Origin of the sequence: Cupriavidus nantongensis (assembly GCF_001598055.1) — a bacterium.
In the GTDB taxonomy this organism is placed as follows: domain Bacteria; phylum Pseudomonadota; class Gammaproteobacteria; order Burkholderiales; family Burkholderiaceae; genus Cupriavidus; species Cupriavidus nantongensis.
Window position 1 is genome coordinate 1,369,093 of record NZ_CP014844.1, and the last position, 21,429, is coordinate 1,390,521.

Sequence of the window (21,429 nt, forward strand, 5' to 3'; positions counted from 1 at the left end):
AGAGATATCAACATGCAACCGTCCTCGACACTCGCCCCCGTGGCGCCGATCATCTTCCTGGCGATCGCCATCGCCGCGATCAACTGGATCGACCTGGCCCGCGGCAAGGGCAAGCAGAGCGTGGCGTATCCGCTGTCGCTGCTGACCACGCTGGTGCTGACCGCCTGGTTCGGCATCAACGCCGCCACTGGCGAGACCCACTACGCGTTCGCCAACCTGGTCGTGATCGACCCGATGGCCAACGTGCTGTCGGCATTCTGCGCCGCCGGCCTGTTCGTCACGCTGGTCTATACGCGCCGCTACCTGGCCGAGCGCGACATGTTCGCCGGCGAGTTCTACATGCTGGCGCTGTTCACGCTGGGCGGCCAGATCGTGATGATCACCGGCAACAACTTCCTGACCCTGTACCTGGGCCTGGAACTGCTGTCGCTGTCGTCGTACGCGCTGGTGGCGCTGCGCCGCGAGTCGCGCGTGACCTCCGAATCGGCCATGAAGTACTTCGTGCTGGGCGCGCTGGCTTCGGGCTTCCTGCTGTACGGCATCTCGATGATGTACGGCGCCACCGGTTCGCTGAACCTGGGCGAGGTGTTCCGCGCGGTCGAGTCCGGCCGCATCAACACCACCATGCTGGCCTTCGGCGTGGTCTTCATCGTCGCCGGCCTGTCGTTCAAGCTGGGCGCCGCGCCGTTCCACATGTGGATTCCGGATATCTACCAGGGCTCGCCGACCGCGGTGACGCTGCTGATCGCCGGCGGCCCGAAGGTGGCGGCGTTCGCGCTGTTCATCCGCGTGCTGGTCGAAGGCCTGCTGCCGCTGGCCAGCGACTGGCAGATGATGCTGGTGGTGCTGTCGATCATCTCGCTGGCGATCGGCAACCTGACCGCGATCGTGCAGAGCAACCTGAAGCGGATGCTGGCGTACTCGACCATCTCGCACATGGGCTTCGTGCTGCTGGGCCTGCTGTCGGGCGTGGTCGCCAACAAGGCCGACGGCGCCGCCGATGCCTACAGCTCGGCGATGTTCTACTCGGTCACCTACCTGCTGACCACGCTGGGCACCTTCGGCATCATCCTGCTGCGCACCAGCAAGGGCTTCGAGGCCGAGACCCTGGAAGACCTGAAGGGCATGTCGCGCCGCAACCCGTGGTTTGCCTTCCTGATGCTGGTGATGATGTTCTCGCTGGCGGGCATCCCGCCGACCGTGGGCTTCTACGCCAAGCTGGCGGTGCTCGACGCGGTGGTCAAGGCCGGCATGACCTGGCTGGCGGTGGTGGCGGTGCTGTTCTCGCTGATCGGCGCGTTCTACTACCTGCGCATCGTCAAGCTGATGTACTTCGACGCGCCCGCCGGCGAAGAGCAACTGGAAGCCACCTTCGGCCTGCGTTCGATGCTGAGCGTCAACGGCGCCGCGGTGATCCTGCTGGGCCTGTTCCCGGCCGCGCTGATGAACCTGTGCTACCAGGCCATCCGCTCGTCGCTGGGTTCCTGATCCGGCACGCAATATGAGCGCCTCCGCAAGCGGCTGGTTTGTCATCCTGCTGGCACTGGTCTGTGCGAACCTACCGTTCGTCAACCAGCGCCTGTTCGTGGTGATTCCGCTGCGGCAGGCGCGCAAGCCGCTGTGGCTGCGCCTGCTCGAACTGATCGTCTGGTTCGGCGTGGCCGGCGCAGCGGGCTTTGCGGTGGAAGCCAACCTGGGCGGCACATTTACGCAGGGCTGGCAGTTCTACGCCATCACCGCCTGCATGATGCTGGTGTTTGCCTTCCCCGGCTTCACCTGGCAATACCTCGTCAAACACCGCACGGCCTGAAGCCGGTCTTGTCGGCGCCGGGCCCTGCCTGATCCGGAGCGTCCATGACCGACAAGACCCAACGCGGTACCCAACTTCCCGCCACATCCCCCGGACTGTCCGAGAACGACGACGCACTGAAGGAAGTGTGCGTGGCGTCGGCCACGGTCCATCGCGGCAAGTTCCTTACCCTGAAGCAGGACATCGTCAGGCTGCCCGACGGCAAGCAGACCGGGCGCGAGTACGTGGTCCATCCCGGCGCGGTGATGATGATCCCGCTGTTCGATGATGGCAGCGTGCTGCTGGAGCGCCAGTTCCGCTATCCGATAGGAGAGGTGATGCTGGAATTCCCCGCAGGCAAGCTCGATCCCGAAGAGGGCGCGCAGCGTTGCGGCGAACGCGAGCTGCTCGAGGAAACCGGCTACCGCGCCGCGCGCTGGGACTACCTGACGCGCATCCATCCGGTGATTTCGTATTCGACCGAGTTCATCGATATCCTGCTGGCGCGAGACCTGACGCATGGCGAGGCGCAGCTGGACGACGGTGAATTCCTGGAAACCTTCATCGCGCCGGCCGGGCAAGTCATAGACTGGGTGCGGAGCGGCCGCATCACCGACGTGAAGACCATCATCGGCGCATTCTGGCTGGAAAAAGTGATCTCCGGAGCCTGGCAGCCGGGGGAACAGCCCATGCCGGCGTATGGGGCGGCACAACGGTGAGCGGCGCGGCGAAGGCGCCGCAGCATCGTTCCGAACGGTCGTTCGAGAAAATTTAGCACGACCGTTCACAAAATTTCGATTCGCGGATAATATAGCTTTTGACGGGCTGGAAAGATCATGAAGGTGCTCGACCTGCGCTGCGCGCATGACCATCGTTTCGAGGGCTGGTTTGCCTCGGAGGAAGAGGCGCAGTCGCAAATCTCGCGTGACCTGGTCCAATGCCCGGTCTGTGGCGACCACGCCGTGACCCGGCTGCCCAGCGCGCCGCGCCTGAACCTGTCGGGTGCGACCGCGCGCGAGGGCAAGGCCAGGCCGGCGCCGCCGGCAGCCGCACCGGTGACACTGCAAGCGCTCTATATGAAGGCAGTGAAGCAGGTGCTGGCGCAGACCGAGGACGTTGGCGACCGCTTTGCCGAGGAGGCAAGGCGCATGCACTATGACGAGGCGCCGGAACGCGGCATCCGCGGTTCGGCCTCGCCGGAGGAGGTGCAGGCGCTGGCCGAGGAGGGCATCGAGACCTTTCCGCTCGTGGTGCCGGATGCGCTGAAGCAGACGGCTCACTGAATTGCGTCCTGTGCCCGTTGCTGTCGGCGCATGACGCGCAGGCAGAACAAACCGCCGGCGGCCCGCGCCATGCCGGCACCACTGGAGACGGGCATGGATCTCAACTACTCGGCGTCCGACGATGCCTTCCGCGAGGAAGTGCGTAGCTGGCTCGAAGCCAACTTGCCGGCGGACATCCGCAGCAAGATTCTCAACCACCGCCGTCCGAACCGCGACGACCTGGTGCGCTGGCACAAGATTCTGGCCGGCAAGGGCTGGTCGGCGCCGCACTGGCCGGTGCAGTACGGCGGCACCGGCTGGAACGCCACCCAGCGCCATATCTGGGACGAAGAGAATGCCCGCGTCGGCGCGCCCGGCGTGCTGCCGTTCGGCGTGGCCATGGTCGCGCCGGTGATCATGAAGTACGGCAACGAGCAGCAGAAGTCGTACTACCTGCCGCGCATCCTCGACTGCACCGACTGGTGGTGCCAGGGCTATTCGGAACCGGGCTCGGGTTCGGACCTGGCCTCGCTGAAGACCCGCGCCGAACTGACCTCCGACGGCAAGCACTACATCGTCAACGGCCAGAAGACCTGGACCACGCTCGGCCAGCACGCCGACATGATCTTCTGCCTGGTGCGCACCGACCCCGAAGCCAAGAAGCAGGAGGGCATCTCGTTCCTGCTGATCGACATGAAGACCCCGGGCATCACGGTGCGCCCGATCATCATGCTCGACGAAGAGCACGAGGTGAACGAAGTCTTCTTCGACAACGTCAAGGTGCCGGTCGAGAACCGCGTCGGCGAAGAGAACAAGGGCTGGACCTACGCCAAGTACCTGCTCGGTCATGAGCGCACCGGCATTGCCCGCGTCGGCAATTCCAAGCGCGAGCTGGGCTTCCTCAAGCGCGTGGCGCGCCAGCAGCAGAAGAACGGCAAGCCGCTGCTGGAAGATCCGGTGTTCGGCGCCAAGGTGGCCGCGCTGGAAATCGAGCTGATGGCGCTGGAGATCACCGTGCTGCGCGTGGTGTCGAGCGAAGCGGCGGGCAAGGGCCCCGGCCCCGAGGCCTCGATGCTGAAGATCAAGGGCACCGAGATCCAGCAACTGCTGACCGAGCTGATGGTCGAGGCCGTCGGCCCGTACGCGCAGCCGTTCGACACCGCCTACCTGGAGTGCGAGACCGAGCACGCCGTGACCGGCTACGACGACGCCGCGCCGCTGGCCGCGTACTACTTCAACTATCGCAAGACCTCCATCTACGGCGGGTCCAACGAAATTCAGAAGAACATCATCAGCCAGATGATTCTGGGGCTGTGAGGAGACACGCATCATGAACTTCAATCTCAGCGACGAACAGAAGCAGCTGGCCGACGCCGTCCGCCGTTTCATCGACAAGGACTACGGTTTCGAGGAGCGCAAGAAGCGCTACGAAAGCGCCGCCGGCTACGGCGACACCGCATGGGGCGCATTGGCCGAGCTCGGCCTGACCGCGCTGCCGGTGCCCGAAGCGCAGGGCGGCTTTGCCGGCAAGGCGCTGGACATGATGGTGGTGCAGCAGGAACTGGGCCGCGGCCTGATCGTCGAGCCCTACCTGGCCACCGTGGTGGGCGCCTACGCGCTGGGCCTGGCTGGCGGCCAGGACGCGCTGCTGGAGCAGGTCGCCGGCGGCGGGCTGAAGCTGGCGGTGGCATTCAACGAGCCGCAGGCGCGCTATGAGCTGAACAACGTGCGCGTTGCCGCGCGCGACGGCAAGCTCAACGGCCGCAAGACCGTGGTGGTGCACGGCGGCCAGGCCGACCAGCTGATCGTGTCGGCGCGCAGCAGCGGCGCCGATGCCGACCGGGACGGCATCTCGCTGTTCCTGGTCGATGCCAGGGGCGCGGGCGTCAGCATCAAGGACTACCGCACCATCGACAACCTGCGCGCCGCCGATATCACCTTCCAGGACGCGCCCGCGCAATTGCTGGGCGAAGCCGGCAAGGGCTTCGCGCTGGTCGAGCAGGCGGCCGACTACGCCGCGGTGCTGCTGTGTGCCGAGGCCGTGGGCGTGATGGACACGCTCAATGCCGCGACGCTGGAGTACGCCAAGACGCGCCAGCAGTTCGGCGTGCCGATCGCGCGCTTCCAGGCGTTGCAGCACCGCATGGTCGAGATGTTCATCCACGCCGAGCAGTCGCGCTCGATCACGCTGCTGGCCGCGGCGCGCTTCGAGGAGGCCACGCCGGAACAGCGGCGCCGCTACGTCTCCGCCGCCAAGGCGCGCGTGGGCCAGGCCGCGCGCACGGTCGGCCAGGAGGCGGTGCAGATCCACGGCGGCATGGGCGTGACCAACGAACTGCCGGCCGCGCATATGTTCAAGCGGCTGACCATGATCAACACTACCTTCGGCGACGTGGACCATCACCTGGGCCGGTTCGCCGCCCAGCCCGGATTCCAGGAAGCTGCCTGATCCGGCTAGTCCAGTCAAAACCGCGCTGCAGTCCAGGCGCGGTTTTTTTCTTTGCGCGCTGTTAGGGGCGGGTTCGGCAAATACGGACGCGCGCGCCCGCCCGCCATGCGATCATCAGTGCGAACCAGTCAACCGCATCCACAACGGAGACGCCCCATGCTGTATTTCGAGGATTTTGAAGTCGGCAGCCGCCGTGAACTGGGCTCCTACCTCGTCACCGAGGAAGAGATCCTGAGCTTCGCCCGCCAGTACGATCCGCAGCCGTTCCATATCGACAAGGAAGCCGCCAGCAACAGCATCTACGGCGGCCTGATCTCGAGCGGCTGGATGACGTGCTCGATCATGATGCGGCTGCTGGTGCTGAGCACCACCGGCAAGTCGGCCAGCATGGGCTCGCCCGGCGTCGACGAGATCCGCTGGCTCAAGCCGGTCTATGCCGGCGACACGCTCACCGTGGTGCTGAACGTGCTCGACAGCCGGCCGTCGCAGTCCAAGCCGGATCGCGGCGTGGTCCATACCCAGTGGGAGGCGACCAACCAGCGCGGCGAGCTGGTGTGCACCGTCAAGGGCATGGGCATGTACGGCCGCCGGCCGGCGTAACAACACTTAACCGTCACGAGGAGACGATCGACATGCGTACCATCGCAACGCTGGAAGAACTGGAAGGGCTGCAGGGCCAGGAAGTCGCAGTCAGCGACTGGATCGAGGTGACCCAGCAGCAGGTCAACCAGTTTGCCGAGGCCACCGGCGACCACCAGTGGATCCACATCGACGTGGAGCGCGCGAAAAAAGAATCGCCCTATGGCGGCCCGATCGCGCACGGCTTCCTGACGCTGTCGCTGCTGCCCAAGTTCATGCACAACGCGCTCAGCATGCCGTCCAAGATCGGCGTCAACTACGGGCTCAACCGGGTGCGCTTTACCGCACCGGTGCCGGTCGGCAGCAAGCTGCGCGCGCGCATCAAGCTGCTCAAGGTCGAGCGCCTGGATCCGCTGCCGAAATCGCCCGAGCTGGTCGGCGCGCAGTCCACCTGGGAGGTCACGGTGGAACGTGAGGGCAGCGAGCGCCCGGTGTGCATCGCCGAGTCGATCACCCGCCGTTACGGTTGACCTGCGGGCTGAATTGCAGCGTCGCATGCGGCACTGCGACAATATGCCACAGCGCGGTGTCGCACCCCTGACGCACCCCTGAGAGCCGCGCAAAGCGCGGCTTTCTGCATATTTAGGTGCGTTTTTGTGATGTTGATGTGGATCAAAGACTGCGCAGTGCACCAATGTGCTGATTGTCCGTTTAAATGAACAGTGTGTTCCGTAGCGTTGGGTTTACCCCTAATGTTGCGTTGCGGTACAGTCGCGCCCACGATGTTTTACGTGTTGCGCTCCCCGGCCGAAAACCGCGCCTGTCATGACGGCAGGTCTGTCGGGAGGCGCAAAAGCCTCGTATTCCAACGCTACCCGGCCGCAGTATTCAGCCGGGACCGTTCGCGGTTTCGGCCATCAGGTGCCGCAGCGCCGGCAAGGTCCCACAGGGCCTGCAGCGCGCGCAGTCAGTTGTCCTTCCGTGTTCATGGCGTTGCAAGGCCGCATGGTCCTCCGGCGTTAGATCCGCCGCCCGACCGCAACGCCAGCTAAGGACACGTCCTTCCGGTTTTCCCATAGCCCCACGCCTCTTGCGCAAGCATCAGGCGGTTTAGCCACGCTTTTGCCCGAAGCGCGGTGTAACCAAACCAGTCGTGACATGAAGAAACCCATACTGCCGCGGTGGACGCGGTTCCTGCCTTGCCTTGGCCTGCTCCTGCTCGCCGGCTGCAACATGACGCTGCTCGACCCGAAAGGGCAGGTCGGCGTCGACATCAAAGGCATCATCCTGATCGCCACCTGGCTGATGCTGCTGGTGGTGGTGCCGGTGATCGTGCTGACGCTGGTGTTCGCCTGGAAGTACCGCGCCAGCAATACCTCGGCACGCTATGAACCCGACTGGTCGCACTCGACCGCGATCGAAGTGGTGGTGTGGCTGATCCCCTGCCTGATCATCATCGCGCTGGGCATCATCACCTGGAAGTCCTCGCACGACCTCGACCCGTACAAGCCGCTGGAATCGAGCAAGAAGCCGGTCACGGTCGAAGTGGTGGCGCTGAACTGGAAGTGGCTGTTCATCTATCCGGAACTGAACATCGCCACCGTCAACCAGATCGCCTTCCCGGTCGACACCCCGGTGAACTTCAAGATCACCTCGGATTCGATCATGAATTCGTTCTTCATCCCGCAACTGGGCAGCCAGGTGTACGCCATGGCCGGGATGGAAACCAAGCTCCACCTGATCGCCAACGAAGCCGGCAGCTATGACGGCGTGTCCGCCAACTACAGCGGCGGCGGCTTCTCGGGCATGAAGTTCAAGGCCATCGCCATGTCGAACTACGACTTCGACCAGTGGGTGGCCAAGGTTCGCGCCTCGTCGACCGAACTGGGCGTCGAAGGCTACCAGACGCTGGCGCAACCCAGCGAGAAGGAGCCGGTCGCGTACTACGGCAAGGTGGAAGACCAGCTGTTCCGCCACATCCTGCACAAGTACATGGGCCACGGCGGCGCCGCACTGGCCGCCGACGGGTTCAAGGGCGGCCCGATCTGCACGTCGCGCAACACCCTCGGTGAAGAGCAGCTGTCCTTGACCACGCCGGCCGCGCAGCCGGCAGGCGCGTAATCCTGGGAGCAATGATGTTTGGCAAGTTGAGTTTGTCGGCGATTCCGTTTCATGAGCCGATCATCATGGTCGTGCTGGCCGGTGTCGCCGTGGGCGGTGCCGCGCTGCTGGGCGCGATCACCTATTTCAAGAAGTGGGGCTATCTCTGGAACGAGTGGTTCACCTCGGTCGATCACAAGAAGATCGGCGTGATGTACTGCCTGGTGGCGCTGATCATGCTGCTGCGCGGCTTTGCCGACGCGGTCATGATGCGCACCCAGCTGGCGCTGGCCACCAACGGCGCCACCGGCGTGCTGCCGCCCGAGCACTACGACCAGATCTTCACCGCCCACGGCGTGATCATGATCTTCTTCGTGGCCATGCCGCTGATGACCGGCCTGATGAACCTGGTCGTGCCGCTGCAGATCGGCGCGCGCGACGTGGCGTTCCCGTTCCTGAACACGCTGTCGTTCTGGCTGTTCGTGGCGGGCGCCATGCTGGTCAACATCTCGCTGGGCGTCGGTGAGTTCGCCAAGACCGGCTGGCTGGCCTACCCGCCGCTGTCGGGAATCGACTACAGCCCGGGCGTAGGGGTGGACTATTACCTCTGGAGCTTGCAGATCTCAGGGCTGGGCACGCTGCTGACCGGCGTGAACTTCCTGGTGACGATCCTGCGCATGCGCGCGCCTGGCATGACGCTGATGCGCATGCCGGTGTTCACCTGGACCGCGCTGTGCACCAACGTGCTGATCGTTGCCGCCTTCCCGGTGCTGACCGTGACCCTGGCGCTGCTGGGCCTGGACCGCTACCTCGGCATGCACTTCTTCACGAACGACGGTGGCGGCAACGCCATGATGTACGTGAACCTGATCTGGATCTGGGGCCACCCCGAGGTGTACATCCTGATCCTGCCGGCATTCGGCATCTTCTCTGAAGTCATCGCCACGTTCTCGGGCAAGAAGCTGTTCGGCTACAAGGGCATGGTGTACGCGACCGCCGCGATCATGGTGCTGTCGTTCATCGTGTGGCTGCACCACTTCTTCACGATGGGCTCGGGCGCCAACGTCAACGCGTTCTTCGGCATCACCACCATGATCATCTCCATCCCGACCGGGGTGAAGATCTTCAACTGGCTGTTCACCATGTACCGCGGCCGCGTGCAGATGACCTCGCCGGTGCTGTGGACCCTGGGCTTCATGATCACCTTCGTGATCGGCGGCATGACCGGCGTGCTGATGGCGGTGCCGGCGGCCGACTTCGTGCTGCACAACAGCCTGTTCCTGATCGCCCACTTCCACAACGTGATCATCGGCGGCGTGCTGTTCGGCTACCTGGCCGGCATCACCTACTGGTGGCCGAAGGCGTTCGGCTTCAAGCTGAACGAGCGCCTGGGCAAGGCTTCGTTCTGGTGCTGGCTGGTGGGCTTCTACTTCGCCTTCATGCCGCTGTACGTGCTGGGCCTGATGGGCATGACCCGCCGCCTGAACCACACCGACAACCCGGCCTGGACGCCGTGGCTGTACCTGGCCGTGGTGGGCGTGGTGTTCGTCGCGCTGGGCATCTTCTTCCAGGTGCTGCAGATCGTGGTGTCGATCCGCGACCGCAAGAAGCTGGCCGACGTCACTGGCGACCCGTGGGGCGGCCGCACGCTGGAGTGGGCCACCTCGTCGCCGCCGCCGTTCTACAACTTCGCGCACACCCCGGTGGTGCGTGACCTGGACGCGTTCGCCGACATGAAGGCGCGCGGCGAGACCCTGCCGACCGAAGGCTACGAGAAGATCCACATGCCCAAGAACACGGGCGCGGGCTTCATCATCGGCGCCTTCAGCCTGGTGTTCGGCTTCGCCCTGACCTGGCACATCTGGTGGCTGGCCATCGTTGGCCTGGTGGGTATGATCTGGGCGTTCATCCACCGCAGCAACGACGACCACATCGACTACTACGTGCCGGCCACCGAGGTCGAGCAGATCGAAACGCGCCATCTGCAGCGCATTGCTTCGCAAGCCTGAGAACCATGTCGACTCAAGTCCTAGACCGCATCCCCGCGCAGGCAGGCGCCCCGGCTCACGCCGGCGCGCACGGCCACGGCCATGACCATGCGCACCACGATACCAGTGCCAATACGGTGTATGGCTTCTGGATCTACCTGATGAGCGACTGCATCATCTTCGCCGGACTGTTCGCGGCCTTCGCCGTGCTGCGCGGCGAAGTGGCAGGCGGCCCGTCGGCGAAGGAGCTGTTCGAGCTCAACTACGTGCTGGTGGAGACCTTCATCCTGCTGTTCTCGTCGATCACGTACGGCATGGCGATGATCTCGCTGCAGAACCGCAGCCTCAAGCACGTGCAGACCTGGCTCGGCATCACCTTCCTGCTGGGCCTGGCCTTCATGGCGATGGAAATCAACGAGTTCCACCACCTGATCGCCGAAGGCGCCGGCCCGGGCCGCAGCGCGTTCCTGTCGTCGTTCTTCACGCTGGTCGGCACCCACGGCCTGCACGTCGCCAGCGGCATGCTGTGGATGATCGTGCTGATGTGGCAGCTCGGCAAGAAGGGCATCACCCCGACGCTCACCAAGCGCCTGATGTGCCTGTCGCTGTTCTGGCACTTCCTGGACGTGGTCTGGATCGGCGTGTTTACCGTGGTCTACCTGATGGGACATCTGTGATGGCACAACACAACGCACCGGCGGCGCACGGCGCCCACGACTCGCACGCGCATGACAGCCACGCTGGCGGCCACGCCAGCTTCAAGGGCTACGCGATCGGCTTCATCCTGGCCGTGATCCTGACCGTGATCCCGTTCAAGATCGTGATGGACGGCACCATGGACAAGGCCACCATCCTGTGGACCATCCTCGGCATGGCCGTGGTCCAGATGATCGTGCACCTGAAGTACTTCCTGCACCTGGACTCGTCGTCCGAACAGCGCAGCAACGTGATCGCGCTGCTGTTCACGGCGCTGATCCTGGTGATCGTGGTGGCGGGTTCGCTGTGGATCATGCACAACCTGAACGCCAACATGATGGTGATGTAAGGACCGGCGTCCTGGCATCGAAAAGAAGGGGCCCCGCGGGGCCCCTTTCTTTTTTGCCGCGGCTTGCTCAGGGCTTGAACGTATCCCCCAGCACCACGCCCTCGCGCCGCGGGTCGGCGCCGCCCACCAGCACCGCCGAGCCGCCGATGGTGGTGCGGATGATGGCGCTCAGCCCGCTCGACTGCGCCGCGGTGTTGACGGTGTGGCCGAGGTTGCGCAGGCCCCTGACCAGCGGGTCGTTGTCGCCCGGCAGGCCGCCGGCCGGCGTGCTGGTGTCGACGTTGGGATGCTCGCCGCCGACGATCATGGGCGATCCCGCGCTCGCGTTATTGCCACCGAAGTCGATCATCGACACCGCCTGCTGCGCATCCAGGCCCCAGTCCAGCGAAGCCACCAGGGTCTTGGCGACGAACTGGATGATGGTGGCGCCGCCCGGCGAGCCGGTGGTCATGTAGAACTCGCCGCGCGAGCCGTCGCTGTTGCGCCGGAACACCACCGTTGGCGCCATCGAGCTGCGCGGACGCTTGCCCGGCTGCAGCCGGTTGGCCACCAGCACGCCGCCCGGCGCGGGATCGGCATTGAAGTCGGTCAGCTCGTTGTTGAGCAGGAAGCCGTTGGTCATGTGGTACGAGCCCAGGCCGGCCTCGATCGTGGTGGTCATCGCCACCACGTTGCCGTACTTGTCATGCAGCGACAGGTGCGTGGTGCCGCGCTCCTGCACCATCGACGGCGCCAGCGGCACCTCGCCGAGGTTGCCCGCCGCCACCGGCGTGACCATCGAGCCGGTGGTGCTGATCAGGCCGGCGCGCTGGCTCAGGTAGGGCTTGTTCAGCATGGTGTCCCAGGTGCCGCCGGGCAACGGAACGAAATCGGTGTCGGCCACGTACTTGTTGCGGTCGGCATAGGCCAGGTGCCCGGCTTCGCCCATCAGGTGGGCGCCCAGCACGCTCGGCCGGCCGCCGTTCTGGTCGACCAGCGTGGGCTTGTGCGCCGCCATGTCGAAGTTCTCGACGATGCCCAGGATCTGCGCCACCGCGATCCCGCCGGACGACGGCGGCGGCATGCCGCACACCTCGTACTGCCGGTAGGTGGTGCACACCGGCGTGCGCTTCCTGGCCTGGTAGTTGGCCAGGTCGTCGAGCGTGGTCACGCCAGGCGTGGTATTGCCGTCGTAGGTGGTCTGGATCTTGGCGACGATGGCCTGCGCGATCGGCCCGTTCTTGTAGAAGGCGTCGGCGCCGTCCGCGGCGACGGCGCTGAAGACCGCCGCCAGCGCGGGATTGCGCAGCACCGTGTTGACCGCGCGCGGCGTGCCGTCGGGATTGAGGAAGTAGGCGGCCATTTCCGGATCGCGCTTGATATTGGCGACGGTGGCGCTGTCGGAAATCGCCGCGGCCATGCGCGGCGGGATCGCGAAGCCGTCGGTGGCCAGCTTGATTGCCGGCGCGAACAGTTCCTTCCACGCGGTCTTGCCGTAGTCGCGGTGGGCCATCTCGAGCACGCGCAGCGTGCCCGGGGTGCCGATGGAGCGGCCGCTGCGCTGGGGATTGGGCAGCGGCGTGGTCTGGTCGCTTGCTGACTTCCAGCGCAGGTAGTTCTCGTCGGCCGCGGCCGGCGCGGTCTCGCGGCCGTCGTAGGCGGTCAGCTGGCGCGTCGCCGCATCGAAATGCAGGATAAAGGCGCCGCCGCCGATGCCGGACGATTGCGGCTCGACCAGGTTCAGCACCATCTGCGCCGCCACCGCGGCGTCGATCGCGGTGCCGCCGGCCTTCAGCACGTCGCATGCCGCCTTGGTCGAGACCGGGTTGTTGGTCACCGCCATATAGGTCTTGCTGTAGACCGTGACCTTGGGCGCATAGCCGGTTGCCTGTTCCGGCGCGTTGGGGTCGCCCGGCAGCACCACGGCCTGGCCGCCGGTGCTGCCGTCGAGCTCGCAGCCTGCGGTCGGCGTGACCGGCGGGGGCGGTGGCGGAGGCGGGGGATCGTCGCCGCCGCCGCAGGCACCCAGGGTCAGCGCCAGCGCCGCCAGCGCCAGCTTGCCGCGGCGCGGGCGCCAGTACGGGGTGGCGCGCGGCTGCGGCTGCGGCTCGGCGGGGGATGCATGGGGGTCGGCAGCGTACGGCATGGTTTCTCCTTCCTTTTATGGGGGTCCGGGAAATGCCAGGGCCGGGTCGTCGGGTGGGACCGCGGCCATCTTTCACCGTAGTGCCGCGGCGCGCCGGCCTTAATCATTGAATGTACGGATTTACATGCATTCGAATCCGGGTTTAAGCGTTCGCTTAAACGGTGCGCGCCACAGTGCCGTTACTCCAGCCGGCGCCACCGTGGCGCAAACCGCGAGCGCGATGCCCCGATGCGGGCGCCATGCACCGTCATCGCCCGCGGCGGCAGATACGCACTGAGTCAGTGCGGGCCGGCGTTGCACGGCGATGGTGCGAGCGCGCCCGGCGGGCAACGATCCGCCGCACGCGCCGCGTGTGGCCGCGCCGCGCGCGCGATATCGCCGTGGCACGCTAGTTGCAGATGCATCACCCCGGGGAGCGTAGTCCCTGACCAACACCATAAACGGGAGCTGCAAATGCAACGACGTGACATGCTGAAGCTGTCGGCGATAGCCGCCGCGGCAATGATCGGTACCAGCCCGCTGGCGCTGGCGCAGTCCAAGGAGCCGATCAAGGTCGGCATCCTGCATTCGCTGTCCGGCACCATGGCAATCTCGGAAACGTCGCTGAAGGACGTGGCCCTGATGACCATCGACGAGATCAACAAGAGCGGCGGCGTGCTCGGGCGCAAGCTGGAGCCGGTGGTGGTGGACCCGGCATCGAACTGGCCGCTGTTCGCCGAGAAGGCGCGCCAGCTGGTCAGCAAGGACAAGGTGGCGGTGACCTTCGGCTGCTGGACCTCGGTGTCGCGCAAGTCGGTGCTGCCGGTCTACGAAGAGCTCAACTCGCTGCTGTTCTACCCGGTGCAGTATGAAGGCGAGGAGATGTCGAAGAACGTCTTCTACACCGGCGCGGCGCCCAACCAGCAGGCCATCCCCGCGGTCGAATACCTGATGAGCAAGGAGGGCGGCGGCGCCAAGCGTTTCTTCCTGCTCGGCACCGACTACGTCTACCCGCGCACCACCAACAAGATCCTGCGCGCGTTCCTGAAGAGCAAGGGCGTGGCCGACAAGGACATTGAAGAGGTCTACACCCCGTTCGGCCACAGCGACTACCAGACCATCGTCGCCAATATCAAGAAGTTCTCGCAGGGCGGCAAGACCGCGGTGATCTCCACCATCAACGGCGATTCCAACGTGCCGTTCTACAAGGAGCTGGGCAACGCCGGGCTCAAGGCCAAGGACGTGCCGGTGGTGGCGTTCTCGGTCGGCGAGGAAGAGCTGCGCGGCATCGACACCAAGCCGCTGGTGGGCCACCTGGCCGCGTGGAACTACTTCATGTCGGTCAAGAATCCCGAGAACGACGCTTTCCGCAAGCAGTGGGCAGCCTGGGTCAAGGCCAACAACCTGCCCGGCGGCGACAAGCGCGTGACCAACGACCCGATGGAAGCCACCTACGTCGGCATCCATATGTGGGCGCAGGCGGTGAAGAAGGCCGGCAGCACCGACACCGCCAAGGTGCGCGCGGCCATGTACGGCCAGACCTTCAAGGCGCCGGACGGCTTCACCCTGACCATGGGCGAGAACCACCACCTGTACAAGCCGGTGATGATCGGCGAGGTCAAGGCCGACGGCCAGTTCGCGGTGGTGTGGAAGACGCCGAAGGCGGTGCGCGCGCAGCCGTGGAGCCCGTTCATCGCGGGCAATGAAGGGAAGCCGGACAAGGCGATGTAAGGAACGGTCGCCTACCGCTGGTTTTCTCCCCTCTCCTACTGTGTGGGAGAGGGGAGCACATCCGCAGCTTGGTCATTCACTTTCGTCACTGCCAGCCCTCATGCGCCATTCGATATCCTTTCCCGCCAGGTCCTGGCTGCGTGCCTTGCTGGCAGCTCTGCTGCTGGCCGCGGCGTCATGGGCCAGCGCACTGACGCAGGCCGACCTGAAGCCACTCGCCGGGGACGACTTCGACGCCAAAACCGCCGCGCTGTCTGCGCTGGCCAAGGCAGCGCCCGCCGAGGCCGGCCCGATCCTGAAAGCGCTGCAGGACGACGCCCTGCAATACGCGCCGTCGGTCGGCATGGTGCGGCAGGACGGCGACAGGCTGGTCGATGCGATCACCGGCAAGCCGGTCTCGGTCAACGCCGACGAACTCGAAGCGCTGACCCTGAACAACAGCCTGCGCGCGCTGGTCGACAGCGCCGCCAGCAGCCTGCTGCTGCAGTCGCCCGAGATCGCGGTGCGCGCGCAGGCGGTGGCCACGCTGCGCGACCAGCCCGAAAGCGCGTCGCTGGCCGCGGTGGAGGCCGCGCGCAAGACCGAGGCCGATGCCGGACTGCGCGCCAGCCTCGACGTGATCTGGGCCAACCTGGTGCTGGGCGAGACGCCGGAGCCTGCCGCGCGCGAGGCGCGGCTCGAAGCCATCCGCATCCTGGCCAGCGACAGCAACCCGCAGAACCGCCAGAAGCTGGCGCCGCTGGTCGAGCGCGACAGCGCCGGCCGCTACCGCGAGCCCGACGGCAGCGTGCGGCTGGCCGCGCAGCAGGCGCTGGACACGCTGCAGCGCGACCAGCGCCGCGCCGAAGTGATCGGCAACCTGTTCGCCGGGCTGAGCCTGGGCAGCGTGCTGCTGCTGGCCGCGCTAGGACTCGCCATCACCTATGGCCTGATCGGCGTGATCAACATGGCGCACGGCGAATTCCTGATGATCGGCGCCTATGCCACCTACGTGGTGCAGTCGCTGTTCCGTGCCTATGCGCCGGGCGCGCTCGACTGGTATCTGCCCGCGGCGCTGCCGGCTTCGTTCCTGGCTGCCGCGGTGGTCGGCTTCGTGCTGGAACGGCTGGTGCTGCGCCACCTGTACGGGCGCCCGCTGGAAACGCTGCTGGCCACCTTCGGCGTGAGCCTGCTGCTGATGCAGGCGGTGCGCACGCTGTTCGGTGCGCAGAACGTGGAAGTGTCCAACCCCGGATGGATGAGCGGCGGCTTCGAGTGGATGCCGGGGCTGGTGATTCCCTACAACCGCATCGTCATCGTGCTGTTCGCGCTGGCGGTGGTGGCCATCGCATGGGCGGTGCTCAACCGCACCCGGCTGGGCCTGTTCGTGCGCGCCACCACGCAGAACCGCACCATGGCCGCGTGCGTGGGCGTGCGCACCTGGCAGGTCGACAGCTATGCCTTTGCCTTCGGTGCCGGCATCGCCGGGCTTGGCGGCTGCGCGCTGTCGCAGATCGGCAATGTCGGTCCCGACCTGGGCCAGGCCTACATCATCGATTCGTTCATGGTGGTGGTGCTGGGCGGGGTGGGGCAACTGGCCGGCACCATCGTCGGTGCGTTCGGGCTGGGCATCCTCAACAAGTTCATCGAACCCTTCTATGGCGCGGTGCTGGCCAAGATCCTGGTCCTGGTGCTGATTGTGCTGTTTATCCAGAAGCGGCCGCAGGGACTGTTCGCGCTCAAGGGGCGCAGCGCGGAGGCATGATGCAGCGATTCCAACCGAACTCTTCCGCGGCACCGTTCCGGCTGGCCGTGCCCGAACGCCAGTCGCTGTTCTCGCCGCGCGGCTGGATCGCGCTGCTGGCGCTGACCGCAATCGTCGGCATCGGCGTGCCGGTGTGCGCGCTGCTGCTGCCGGAGGGCCATCCGCTGCACCTGTCGGCGTATGCGCTGACGCTGGTCGGAAAGATCATGTGCTTCGCGCTGGCGGCGATCGCGCTCGACCTGGTGTGGGGCTACTGCGGCATCCTCAGCCTCGGCCATGGGCTGTTCTTCGCGCTGGGCGGCTATGCCATGGGCATGTACCTGATGCGTTCGATCGGGCGCGAAGGCGTGTACCAGAGCGACCTGCCGGACTTCATGGTGTTCCTCGACTGGAAGGAGCTGCCGTGGTTCTGGCATGGCACCGATCACCTCGGCTATGCGCTGCTGCTGGTGGTGCTGGTGCCGGGCGTGCTGGCGTGGCTGTTCGGCTTCTTTGCCTTCCGCTCGCGCATCAAGGGTGTGTACCTGTCGATCATCACGCAGGCGATGACGTATGCGGCGATGCTGCTGTTCTTCCGCAACGAGACCGGCTTCGGCGGCAACAACGGCTTTACCGACTTCAAGCGCATCGCCGGCTTTGCCATCGCCGCGCCGCAGACGCGCACGGCGTTGTTCGTGCTGACCTTCCTGGCGCTGCTGGCCGGCTTCATCGCCTGCCGCTACATCGTCACCTCCAAGCTCGGCCGCGTGGTCACGGCGGTGCGCGATGCCGAGATGCGCGTGATGTTCTCGGGCTACAACCCGCTCGGCTACAAGCTGTTCGTGTGGACCTTCTCGGCGGTGCTGTGCGGCATCGCCGGCGCGCTGTACGTGCCGCAGGTCGGCATCATTAACCCGGGCGAGATGTCGCCCGGCAATTCGATCGAGATGGCGGTGTGGGTGGCCGTGGGCGGGCGCGGCACGCTGGTCGGGCCGGTGATCGGTGCGTTCCTGGTCAATGGCGCCAAGACGCTGTTCACCGCGCACTTCGCCGAATACTGGCTGTTCCTGCTGGGCGCGATGTTCGTGCTGGTGACGCTGTACCTGCCCGACGGCGTGACCGGCCTGTGGCAGCGCTGGCGCGAGCGCCGCGCGCGCCCGGCCGCGCAGGAGCCGGTGGCCACGCCGGCGGTTGCCGGCCGCAGCGGAGGTGAAGCATGAACGCCGCACTCGAACACGGCCAGGCCGAAAGCGGCGACGCCACCGGCCTGGGCCGCATCGTCGAGCCGGGCACCATCGATGTGTCGCACGGCCCGATCCTTTACCTCGAAGACGTCACCGTGCAGTTCGACGGCTTCCGCGCGCTGAACCAGCTGAACCTGTCGATCGACCACGGCGAGCTGCGCTGCGTGATCGGCCCCAACGGCGCCGGCAAGACCACCATGATGGATGTCATCACCGGCAAGACCGGGCCGCGTAACGCCAATGTCAGCGGGCGCGTGTTCCTCGGCCAGACCATCGACCTGATGCGGATGACCGAGCCGCGCATCGCGCAGGTCGGGATCGGCCGCAAGTTCCAGAAGCCCACCGTGTTCGAGCAGCACGCGGTGTGGGAAAACCTGGAGCTGGCGATGAAGGCCGACAAGCGCTGGTGGTCGTCGCTGCGTGCGCGGCTGACCGCGGCCGGGCATCGCCGCATCGAGGAAACGCTGGCGCTGACCGGCCTCGAGGCCGAGGCCTACCGGCCCGCCGGGCTGCTGTCGCACGGGCAGAAGCAGCGGCTCGAGATCGGCATGCTGCTGATGCAGCAGCCACAACTGCTGCTGCTCGACGAGCCCGTCGCCGGCATGGCCGATGAAGAGACCATGCAGCTCGCCAGCCTGCTCAATGGCCTGCGCGGCAGCTGCTCGATGATGGTGGTGGAACACGACATGGAGTTCGTCGCCGCGCTGGCGGGCGCCGCCGGCAAGGTCACGGTGCTGGCCGAGGGCAGCGTGCTGGCCGAAGGCACGCTCGACAACGTCAAGCGCGACGAACGCGTGATCGAATCCTACCTGGGGAGATAGGCATGCTGCAGGTCAATGCACTGAACCAGTACTACGGCGGCAGCCATATCCTGCGCAACGTCAGCTTCGAGGTGCCGGCGGGCAAGCTGACCACGCTGCTCGGCCGCAACGGCGTCGGCAAGAGCACGCTGCTGAAATGCCTGATGGGCGTGGTGCCGACGCGCAGCGGCAGCATCCACTGGGACGGCAAGCCGCTGGAGAAGAAGGCGCCGTACGAGCGCGTCGCGGCCGGCCTGGCCTATGTGCCGCAGGGGCGCGAGATCTTCCCGCGGCTGACGGTCGAGGAGAACCTGCTGATCGGCGCTGCCAGCCGCGCGCGGCCGGCAGGCGTGCCGGAGCGCATCTACCAGCTGTTCCCGGTACTGCGCACCATGCGGCTGCGGCGCGGCGGCGACCTGTCCGGCGGCCAGCAGCAGCAACTGGCGATCGGCCGCGCGCTGATGAGCGAGCCGCAACTGCTGATCCTCGACGAGCCGACCGAGGGCATCCAGCCCTCGATCATCCAGGACATCGGCCGCGCATTGCGGCTGCTGGTCGACGAGTTCGGCATGACGGTGCTGCTGGTCGAGCAGTACTACGAATTCGCGCGCCATATTGCCGACCACTATGTGGTGATGAGCCGCGGCGAAGTGGTAGCGCGCGGCGCCGGCGCCAGCATGGAGCAGGACGGCGTGCGCGAGCTGATCGCCGTGTAGCACGCGCAGGTCCGTTCGCATCGATGCGCCACCCCGATTTCCCTTCGTCTCTCGCCATGCCGGCGGCCTGGCAGGCCACGCTGCAGCTGCGCTTTGCGCCGCGCGGCGAGCGCACCGTGCTGGCCGGGCGGCGCCACCAGGGGCCGCTGCTGGTGCAGAAGGCGCTGTACCCGGAAGGTGGCATCTGCCACGCGGTGATCCTGCATCCGCCGGCCGGCGTGGCCGGTGGCGACAGCCTGGAGATCGACGTGACGGTTGAGGCCGGCGCGCACGCGGTGCTGGCCACGCCGGGCGCCACCAAGTGGTACAAGTCGCTCGGCCGCGACGCGGCTCAGCGGGTGCGGCTGGCGGTGGGCGAGGGCGCGCGGCTGGACTGGCTGCCGCAGGAGAACATCGTCTTCGACGACGCGCGCGCGCGGATTGCCACCGTACTCGAGGTCGCGCCGGGCGGCAGCGCGATCGGCTGGGATGCCGTGGTGCTGGGCCGCCAGGCATCGGGCGAGCAGTGGGCGCGCGGTGCGCTGTGGCTGGATACGCGCATCGGCGCCGGCGAGCGCGCGCTGTGGATCGAACAAGCGCGGATCGACGCGGCATCGCCGCTGCGCCATGCCGTGCCCGGGCTGGACGGGCTGAACGTGCTGGGCACGTTGTGGGCCGTCGGCGCAGGCGCCACGCAAGACCTTGCCGAAACGCTGGCCGAGCAGCTGCCCTATACGCCGGCGTTGCGCGCCGGCGTGACCTGCCTCGCCGCCCACGGGCAGTCGATGCTGCTGCTGCGTGTGCTGGGCCGGCACATGGAAGCGGTGCGCCAGGTCATGACCGACACCTGGCAGGCGTTGCGCCTGCCGCTCCATGGTGTCGCGGCGCGGCCGCTGCGGCTGTGGGCGACGTAGCCCGCCAATACGCAATCGAACACCAAACAGGAACGACAGATGGAACTGACGCCGCGCGAGAAAGACAAGCTGCTGATCTTCACCGCCGCGCTGCTGGCCGAGCGGCGCAAGGCCCGCGGCCTGAAGCTGAACTACCCGGAAGCGGTGGCGCTGATCACCGCCGCGATCATGGAGGGCGCGCGCGACGGCCGCACCGTGGCCGAGCTGATGCATGAGGGCACCACCGTGCTGAGCTGCGAGGACGTCATGGATGGCGTCGCCGAAATGATTCCCGAGATCCAGGTCGAGGCTACTTTTCCGGACGGCACCAAGCTGGTCACCGTCCACCATCCCATTGTCTGAAACGCATTGACCACCGAAGCCAACATGGCGCCAATCCAATGACGACGAACACCCGTACCGCTTGCCTGCGCCTTGCCCTGGGCGCTTCCCTGACCGTTGCCGCCGGCGCCGCGCTGGCGCATCCCGGCCACGATGCCGCCACCGTCGGCGCCAGCCTGTGGGCCGGCCTGGCGCATCCGTTCACCGGTGCCGACCACCTGCTGGCGATGGCCGCGGTGGGCGTATGGAGCGCACTGGTGGCGCGCTCCGCCGCCGATACGCTGCGCCTGCCGCTGGCCTTCGTGGGCTTGATGCTGGTAGGCGCCGCGCTCGGCCTTGCCGGCATGGCGCTGCCTGCGGTGGAGCCGATGATCGCGGCCTCGCTGCTGGCGATCGGCTTGCTGCTGGCGCTGCGCGCACAGCTGCCGGCATGGGCCGGCACGCTGCTGGTGGGCGGCTTCGCCGTGTTCCACGGCTATGCGCATGGCGCGGAACTGCCCGCCAGCGCGGGCGCGCTGCCGGCGGTGCTGGCCTACGTGGGCGGGTTTGCCGCGGCCACCATGGCGCTGCACCTGCTGGGCATTGGCGCCGGCACGCTGCTGCGCCGCCGCGCCGGCTGGCTCGCGCGCGCGGCCGGCGCGGGCGTGGCGCTGTACGGCGCCGGCCTGCTGGTGGCCTGAGGAGG

21 protein-coding genes are annotated in these 21,429 nt (G+C 66.6%); 20 read left to right on the forward strand and 1 reads right to left on the reverse strand.

Annotated features, from left to right (window positions below; all coding sequences use genetic code 11):
- Positions 1-12: 12 nt before the first annotated feature.
- The 12 genes from nuoN (at position 13) to cyoD (ending at position 11,212) form a co-directional block, all read left to right on the forward strand.
- On the forward strand, positions 13-1,488 hold the full coding sequence (gene nuoN, locus A2G96_RS06325) for an NADH-quinone oxidoreductase subunit NuoN (protein ID WP_062797776.1): 1,476 nt from the start codon (positions 13-15) through the stop codon (positions 1,486-1,488).
- Positions 1,489-1,501: 13 nt separating this feature from the next.
- A complete protein-coding gene (locus A2G96_RS06330) occupies positions 1,502-1,810 on the forward strand; it encodes a DUF2818 family protein (RefSeq protein ID WP_062797778.1) in 309 nt (102 codons plus the stop codon).
- 44 nt (positions 1,811-1,854) lie between these two features.
- Positions 1,855-2,508 carry an NUDIX domain-containing protein gene (locus A2G96_RS06335; protein WP_062797780.1) on the forward strand — a complete coding sequence of 218 codons (654 nt, stop codon included), beginning with the start codon at positions 1,855-1,857 and terminating at the stop codon, positions 2,506-2,508.
- 117 nt (positions 2,509-2,625) lie between these two features.
- Positions 2,626-3,072, forward strand: a complete 447-nt coding sequence (locus tag A2G96_RS06340) for a DUF1178 family protein (RefSeq protein ID WP_062797781.1) — start codon at positions 2,626-2,628, stop codon at positions 3,070-3,072.
- Positions 3,073-3,165: 93 nt separating this feature from the next.
- Entirely contained in the window at positions 3,166-4,368 is a 1,203-nt protein-coding gene (locus A2G96_RS06345) for an acyl-CoA dehydrogenase family protein (RefSeq protein WP_062797783.1), read from the forward strand.
- Between the two features lie 13 nt (positions 4,369-4,381).
- Entirely contained in the window at positions 4,382-5,500 is a 1,119-nt protein-coding gene (locus tag A2G96_RS06350) for an acyl-CoA dehydrogenase family protein (protein ID WP_062797788.1), read from the forward strand.
- A 156-nt stretch (positions 5,501-5,656) separates the two neighbouring features.
- Positions 5,657-6,100, forward strand: coding sequence for a MaoC family dehydratase (locus A2G96_RS06355; RefSeq protein WP_062797790.1), 444 nt, complete (start codon positions 5,657-5,659; stop codon positions 6,098-6,100).
- Positions 6,101-6,132: 32 nt separating this feature from the next.
- Positions 6,133-6,609, forward strand: coding sequence for a MaoC family dehydratase (locus A2G96_RS06360; protein ID WP_062797794.1), 477 nt, complete (start codon positions 6,133-6,135; stop codon positions 6,607-6,609).
- 628 nt (positions 6,610-7,237) lie between these two features.
- Entirely contained in the window at positions 7,238-8,200 is a 963-nt protein-coding gene (gene cyoA, locus A2G96_RS06365; protein WP_062797796.1) for a ubiquinol oxidase subunit II, read from the forward strand.
- Between the two features lie 14 nt (positions 8,201-8,214).
- A complete protein-coding gene (gene cyoB / locus A2G96_RS06370) occupies positions 8,215-10,188 on the forward strand; it encodes a cytochrome o ubiquinol oxidase subunit I (protein WP_062802089.1) in 1,974 nt (657 codons plus the stop codon).
- Positions 10,189-10,193: 5 nt separating this feature from the next.
- Complete coding sequence (gene cyoC / locus A2G96_RS06375; RefSeq protein WP_062797798.1) at positions 10,194-10,844, forward strand: cytochrome o ubiquinol oxidase subunit III; 651 nt, start codon at positions 10,194-10,196, stop codon at positions 10,842-10,844.
- Positions 10,844-11,212, forward strand: a complete 369-nt coding sequence (gene cyoD / locus A2G96_RS06380) for a cytochrome o ubiquinol oxidase subunit IV (protein ID WP_018005464.1) — start codon at positions 10,844-10,846, stop codon at positions 11,210-11,212. Before cyoC ends, cyoD begins: the two co-directional genes overlap by 1 nt.
- A gap of 67 nt (positions 11,213-11,279) precedes the next feature.
- On the opposite strand, the gene A2G96_RS06385 is transcribed toward cyoD, so the two are convergent.
- Positions 11,280-13,337, reverse strand: coding sequence for a gamma-glutamyltransferase family protein (locus A2G96_RS06385; protein ID WP_062797800.1), 2,058 nt, complete (start codon positions 13,335-13,337; stop codon positions 11,280-11,282).
- A 453-nt stretch (positions 13,338-13,790) separates the two neighbouring features.
- Here A2G96_RS06385 and urtA point away from each other — a divergent pair, with 453 nt between their 5' ends.
- The 8 genes from urtA to A2G96_RS06425 all read left to right on the forward strand — a co-directional run bounded on the left by urtA (position 13,791) and on the right by A2G96_RS06425 (position 21,424).
- Positions 13,791-15,047, forward strand: a complete 1,257-nt coding sequence (gene urtA, locus A2G96_RS06390) for an urea ABC transporter substrate-binding protein (protein WP_062797802.1) — start codon at positions 13,791-13,793, stop codon at positions 15,045-15,047.
- 100 nt (positions 15,048-15,147) lie between these two features.
- Positions 15,148-16,791, forward strand: a complete 1,644-nt coding sequence (urtB, locus tag A2G96_RS06395; RefSeq protein ID WP_062797804.1) for an urea ABC transporter permease subunit UrtB — start codon at positions 15,148-15,150, stop codon at positions 16,789-16,791.
- Complete coding sequence (gene urtC, locus A2G96_RS06400) at positions 16,791-17,990, forward strand: urea ABC transporter permease subunit UrtC (RefSeq protein ID WP_062797807.1); 1,200 nt, start codon at positions 16,791-16,793, stop codon at positions 17,988-17,990. Before urtB ends, urtC begins: the two co-directional genes overlap by 1 nt.
- On the forward strand, positions 17,987-18,835 hold the full coding sequence (gene urtD, locus A2G96_RS06405; protein WP_062797809.1) for an urea ABC transporter ATP-binding protein UrtD: 849 nt from the start codon (positions 17,987-17,989) through the stop codon (positions 18,833-18,835). Before urtC ends, urtD begins: the two co-directional genes overlap by 4 nt.
- A 2-nt stretch (positions 18,836-18,837) precedes the next feature.
- On the forward strand, positions 18,838-19,530 hold the full coding sequence (urtE, locus tag A2G96_RS06410; protein ID WP_062797811.1) for an urea ABC transporter ATP-binding subunit UrtE: 693 nt from the start codon (positions 18,838-18,840) through the stop codon (positions 19,528-19,530).
- Between the two features lie 23 nt (positions 19,531-19,553).
- The gene (locus tag A2G96_RS06415; RefSeq protein WP_062797813.1) at positions 19,554-20,423 is read left to right on the forward strand and encodes an urease accessory protein UreD; all 870 of its coding nucleotides are present in this window, start codon (positions 19,554-19,556) and stop codon (positions 20,421-20,423) included.
- A 39-nt stretch (positions 20,424-20,462) separates the two neighbouring features.
- Positions 20,463-20,765, forward strand: a complete 303-nt coding sequence (gene ureA / locus A2G96_RS06420; RefSeq protein ID WP_062797816.1) for an urease subunit gamma — start codon at positions 20,463-20,465, stop codon at positions 20,763-20,765.
- A 38-nt stretch (positions 20,766-20,803) separates the two neighbouring features.
- Positions 20,804-21,424, forward strand: a complete 621-nt coding sequence (locus A2G96_RS06425; protein ID WP_062797818.1) for a HupE/UreJ family protein — start codon at positions 20,804-20,806, stop codon at positions 21,422-21,424.
- The last annotated feature ends 5 nt before the right edge of the window (positions 21,425-21,429 follow it).

Coding starts and splice junctions, on each gene's coding strand:
- nuoN (WP_062797776.1), top strand. CDS start 13: ATGCAACCGTCCTCGACACTCGCCCCCGTGGCGCCGATCATCTTCCTG.
- A2G96_RS06330 (WP_062797778.1), top strand. CDS start 1,502: ATGAGCGCCTCCGCAAGCGGCTGGTTTGTCATCCTGCTGGCACTGGTC.
- A2G96_RS06335 (WP_062797780.1), top strand. CDS start 1,855: ATGACCGACAAGACCCAACGCGGTACCCAACTTCCCGCCACATCCCCC.
- A2G96_RS06340 (WP_062797781.1), top strand. CDS start 2,626: ATGAAGGTGCTCGACCTGCGCTGCGCGCATGACCATCGTTTCGAGGGC.
- A2G96_RS06345 (WP_062797783.1), top strand. CDS start 3,166: ATGGATCTCAACTACTCGGCGTCCGACGATGCCTTCCGCGAGGAAGTG.
- A2G96_RS06350 (WP_062797788.1), top strand. CDS start 4,382: ATGAACTTCAATCTCAGCGACGAACAGAAGCAGCTGGCCGACGCCGTC.
- A2G96_RS06355 (WP_062797790.1), top strand. CDS start 5,657: ATGCTGTATTTCGAGGATTTTGAAGTCGGCAGCCGCCGTGAACTGGGC.
- A2G96_RS06360 (WP_062797794.1), top strand. CDS start 6,133: ATGCGTACCATCGCAACGCTGGAAGAACTGGAAGGGCTGCAGGGCCAG.
- cyoA (WP_062797796.1), top strand. CDS start 7,238: ATGAAGAAACCCATACTGCCGCGGTGGACGCGGTTCCTGCCTTGCCTT.
- cyoB (WP_062802089.1), top strand. CDS start 8,215: ATGTTTGGCAAGTTGAGTTTGTCGGCGATTCCGTTTCATGAGCCGATC.
- cyoC (WP_062797798.1), top strand. CDS start 10,194: ATGTCGACTCAAGTCCTAGACCGCATCCCCGCGCAGGCAGGCGCCCCG.
- cyoD (WP_018005464.1), top strand. CDS start 10,844: ATGGCACAACACAACGCACCGGCGGCGCACGGCGCCCACGACTCGCAC.
- A2G96_RS06385 (WP_062797800.1), bottom strand. CDS start 13,337: ATGCCGTACGCTGCCGACCCCCATGCATCCCCCGCCGAGCCGCAGCCG.
- urtA (WP_062797802.1), top strand. CDS start 13,791: ATGCAACGACGTGACATGCTGAAGCTGTCGGCGATAGCCGCCGCGGCA.
- urtB (WP_062797804.1), top strand. CDS start 15,148: ATGCGCCATTCGATATCCTTTCCCGCCAGGTCCTGGCTGCGTGCCTTG.
- urtC (WP_062797807.1), top strand. CDS start 16,791: ATGCAGCGATTCCAACCGAACTCTTCCGCGGCACCGTTCCGGCTGGCC.
- urtD (WP_062797809.1), top strand. CDS start 17,987: ATGAACGCCGCACTCGAACACGGCCAGGCCGAAAGCGGCGACGCCACC.
- urtE (WP_062797811.1), top strand. CDS start 18,838: ATGCTGCAGGTCAATGCACTGAACCAGTACTACGGCGGCAGCCATATC.
- A2G96_RS06415 (WP_062797813.1), top strand. CDS start 19,554: ATGCGCCACCCCGATTTCCCTTCGTCTCTCGCCATGCCGGCGGCCTGG.
- ureA (WP_062797816.1), top strand. CDS start 20,463: ATGGAACTGACGCCGCGCGAGAAAGACAAGCTGCTGATCTTCACCGCC.
- A2G96_RS06425 (WP_062797818.1), top strand. CDS start 20,804: ATGACGACGAACACCCGTACCGCTTGCCTGCGCCTTGCCCTGGGCGCT.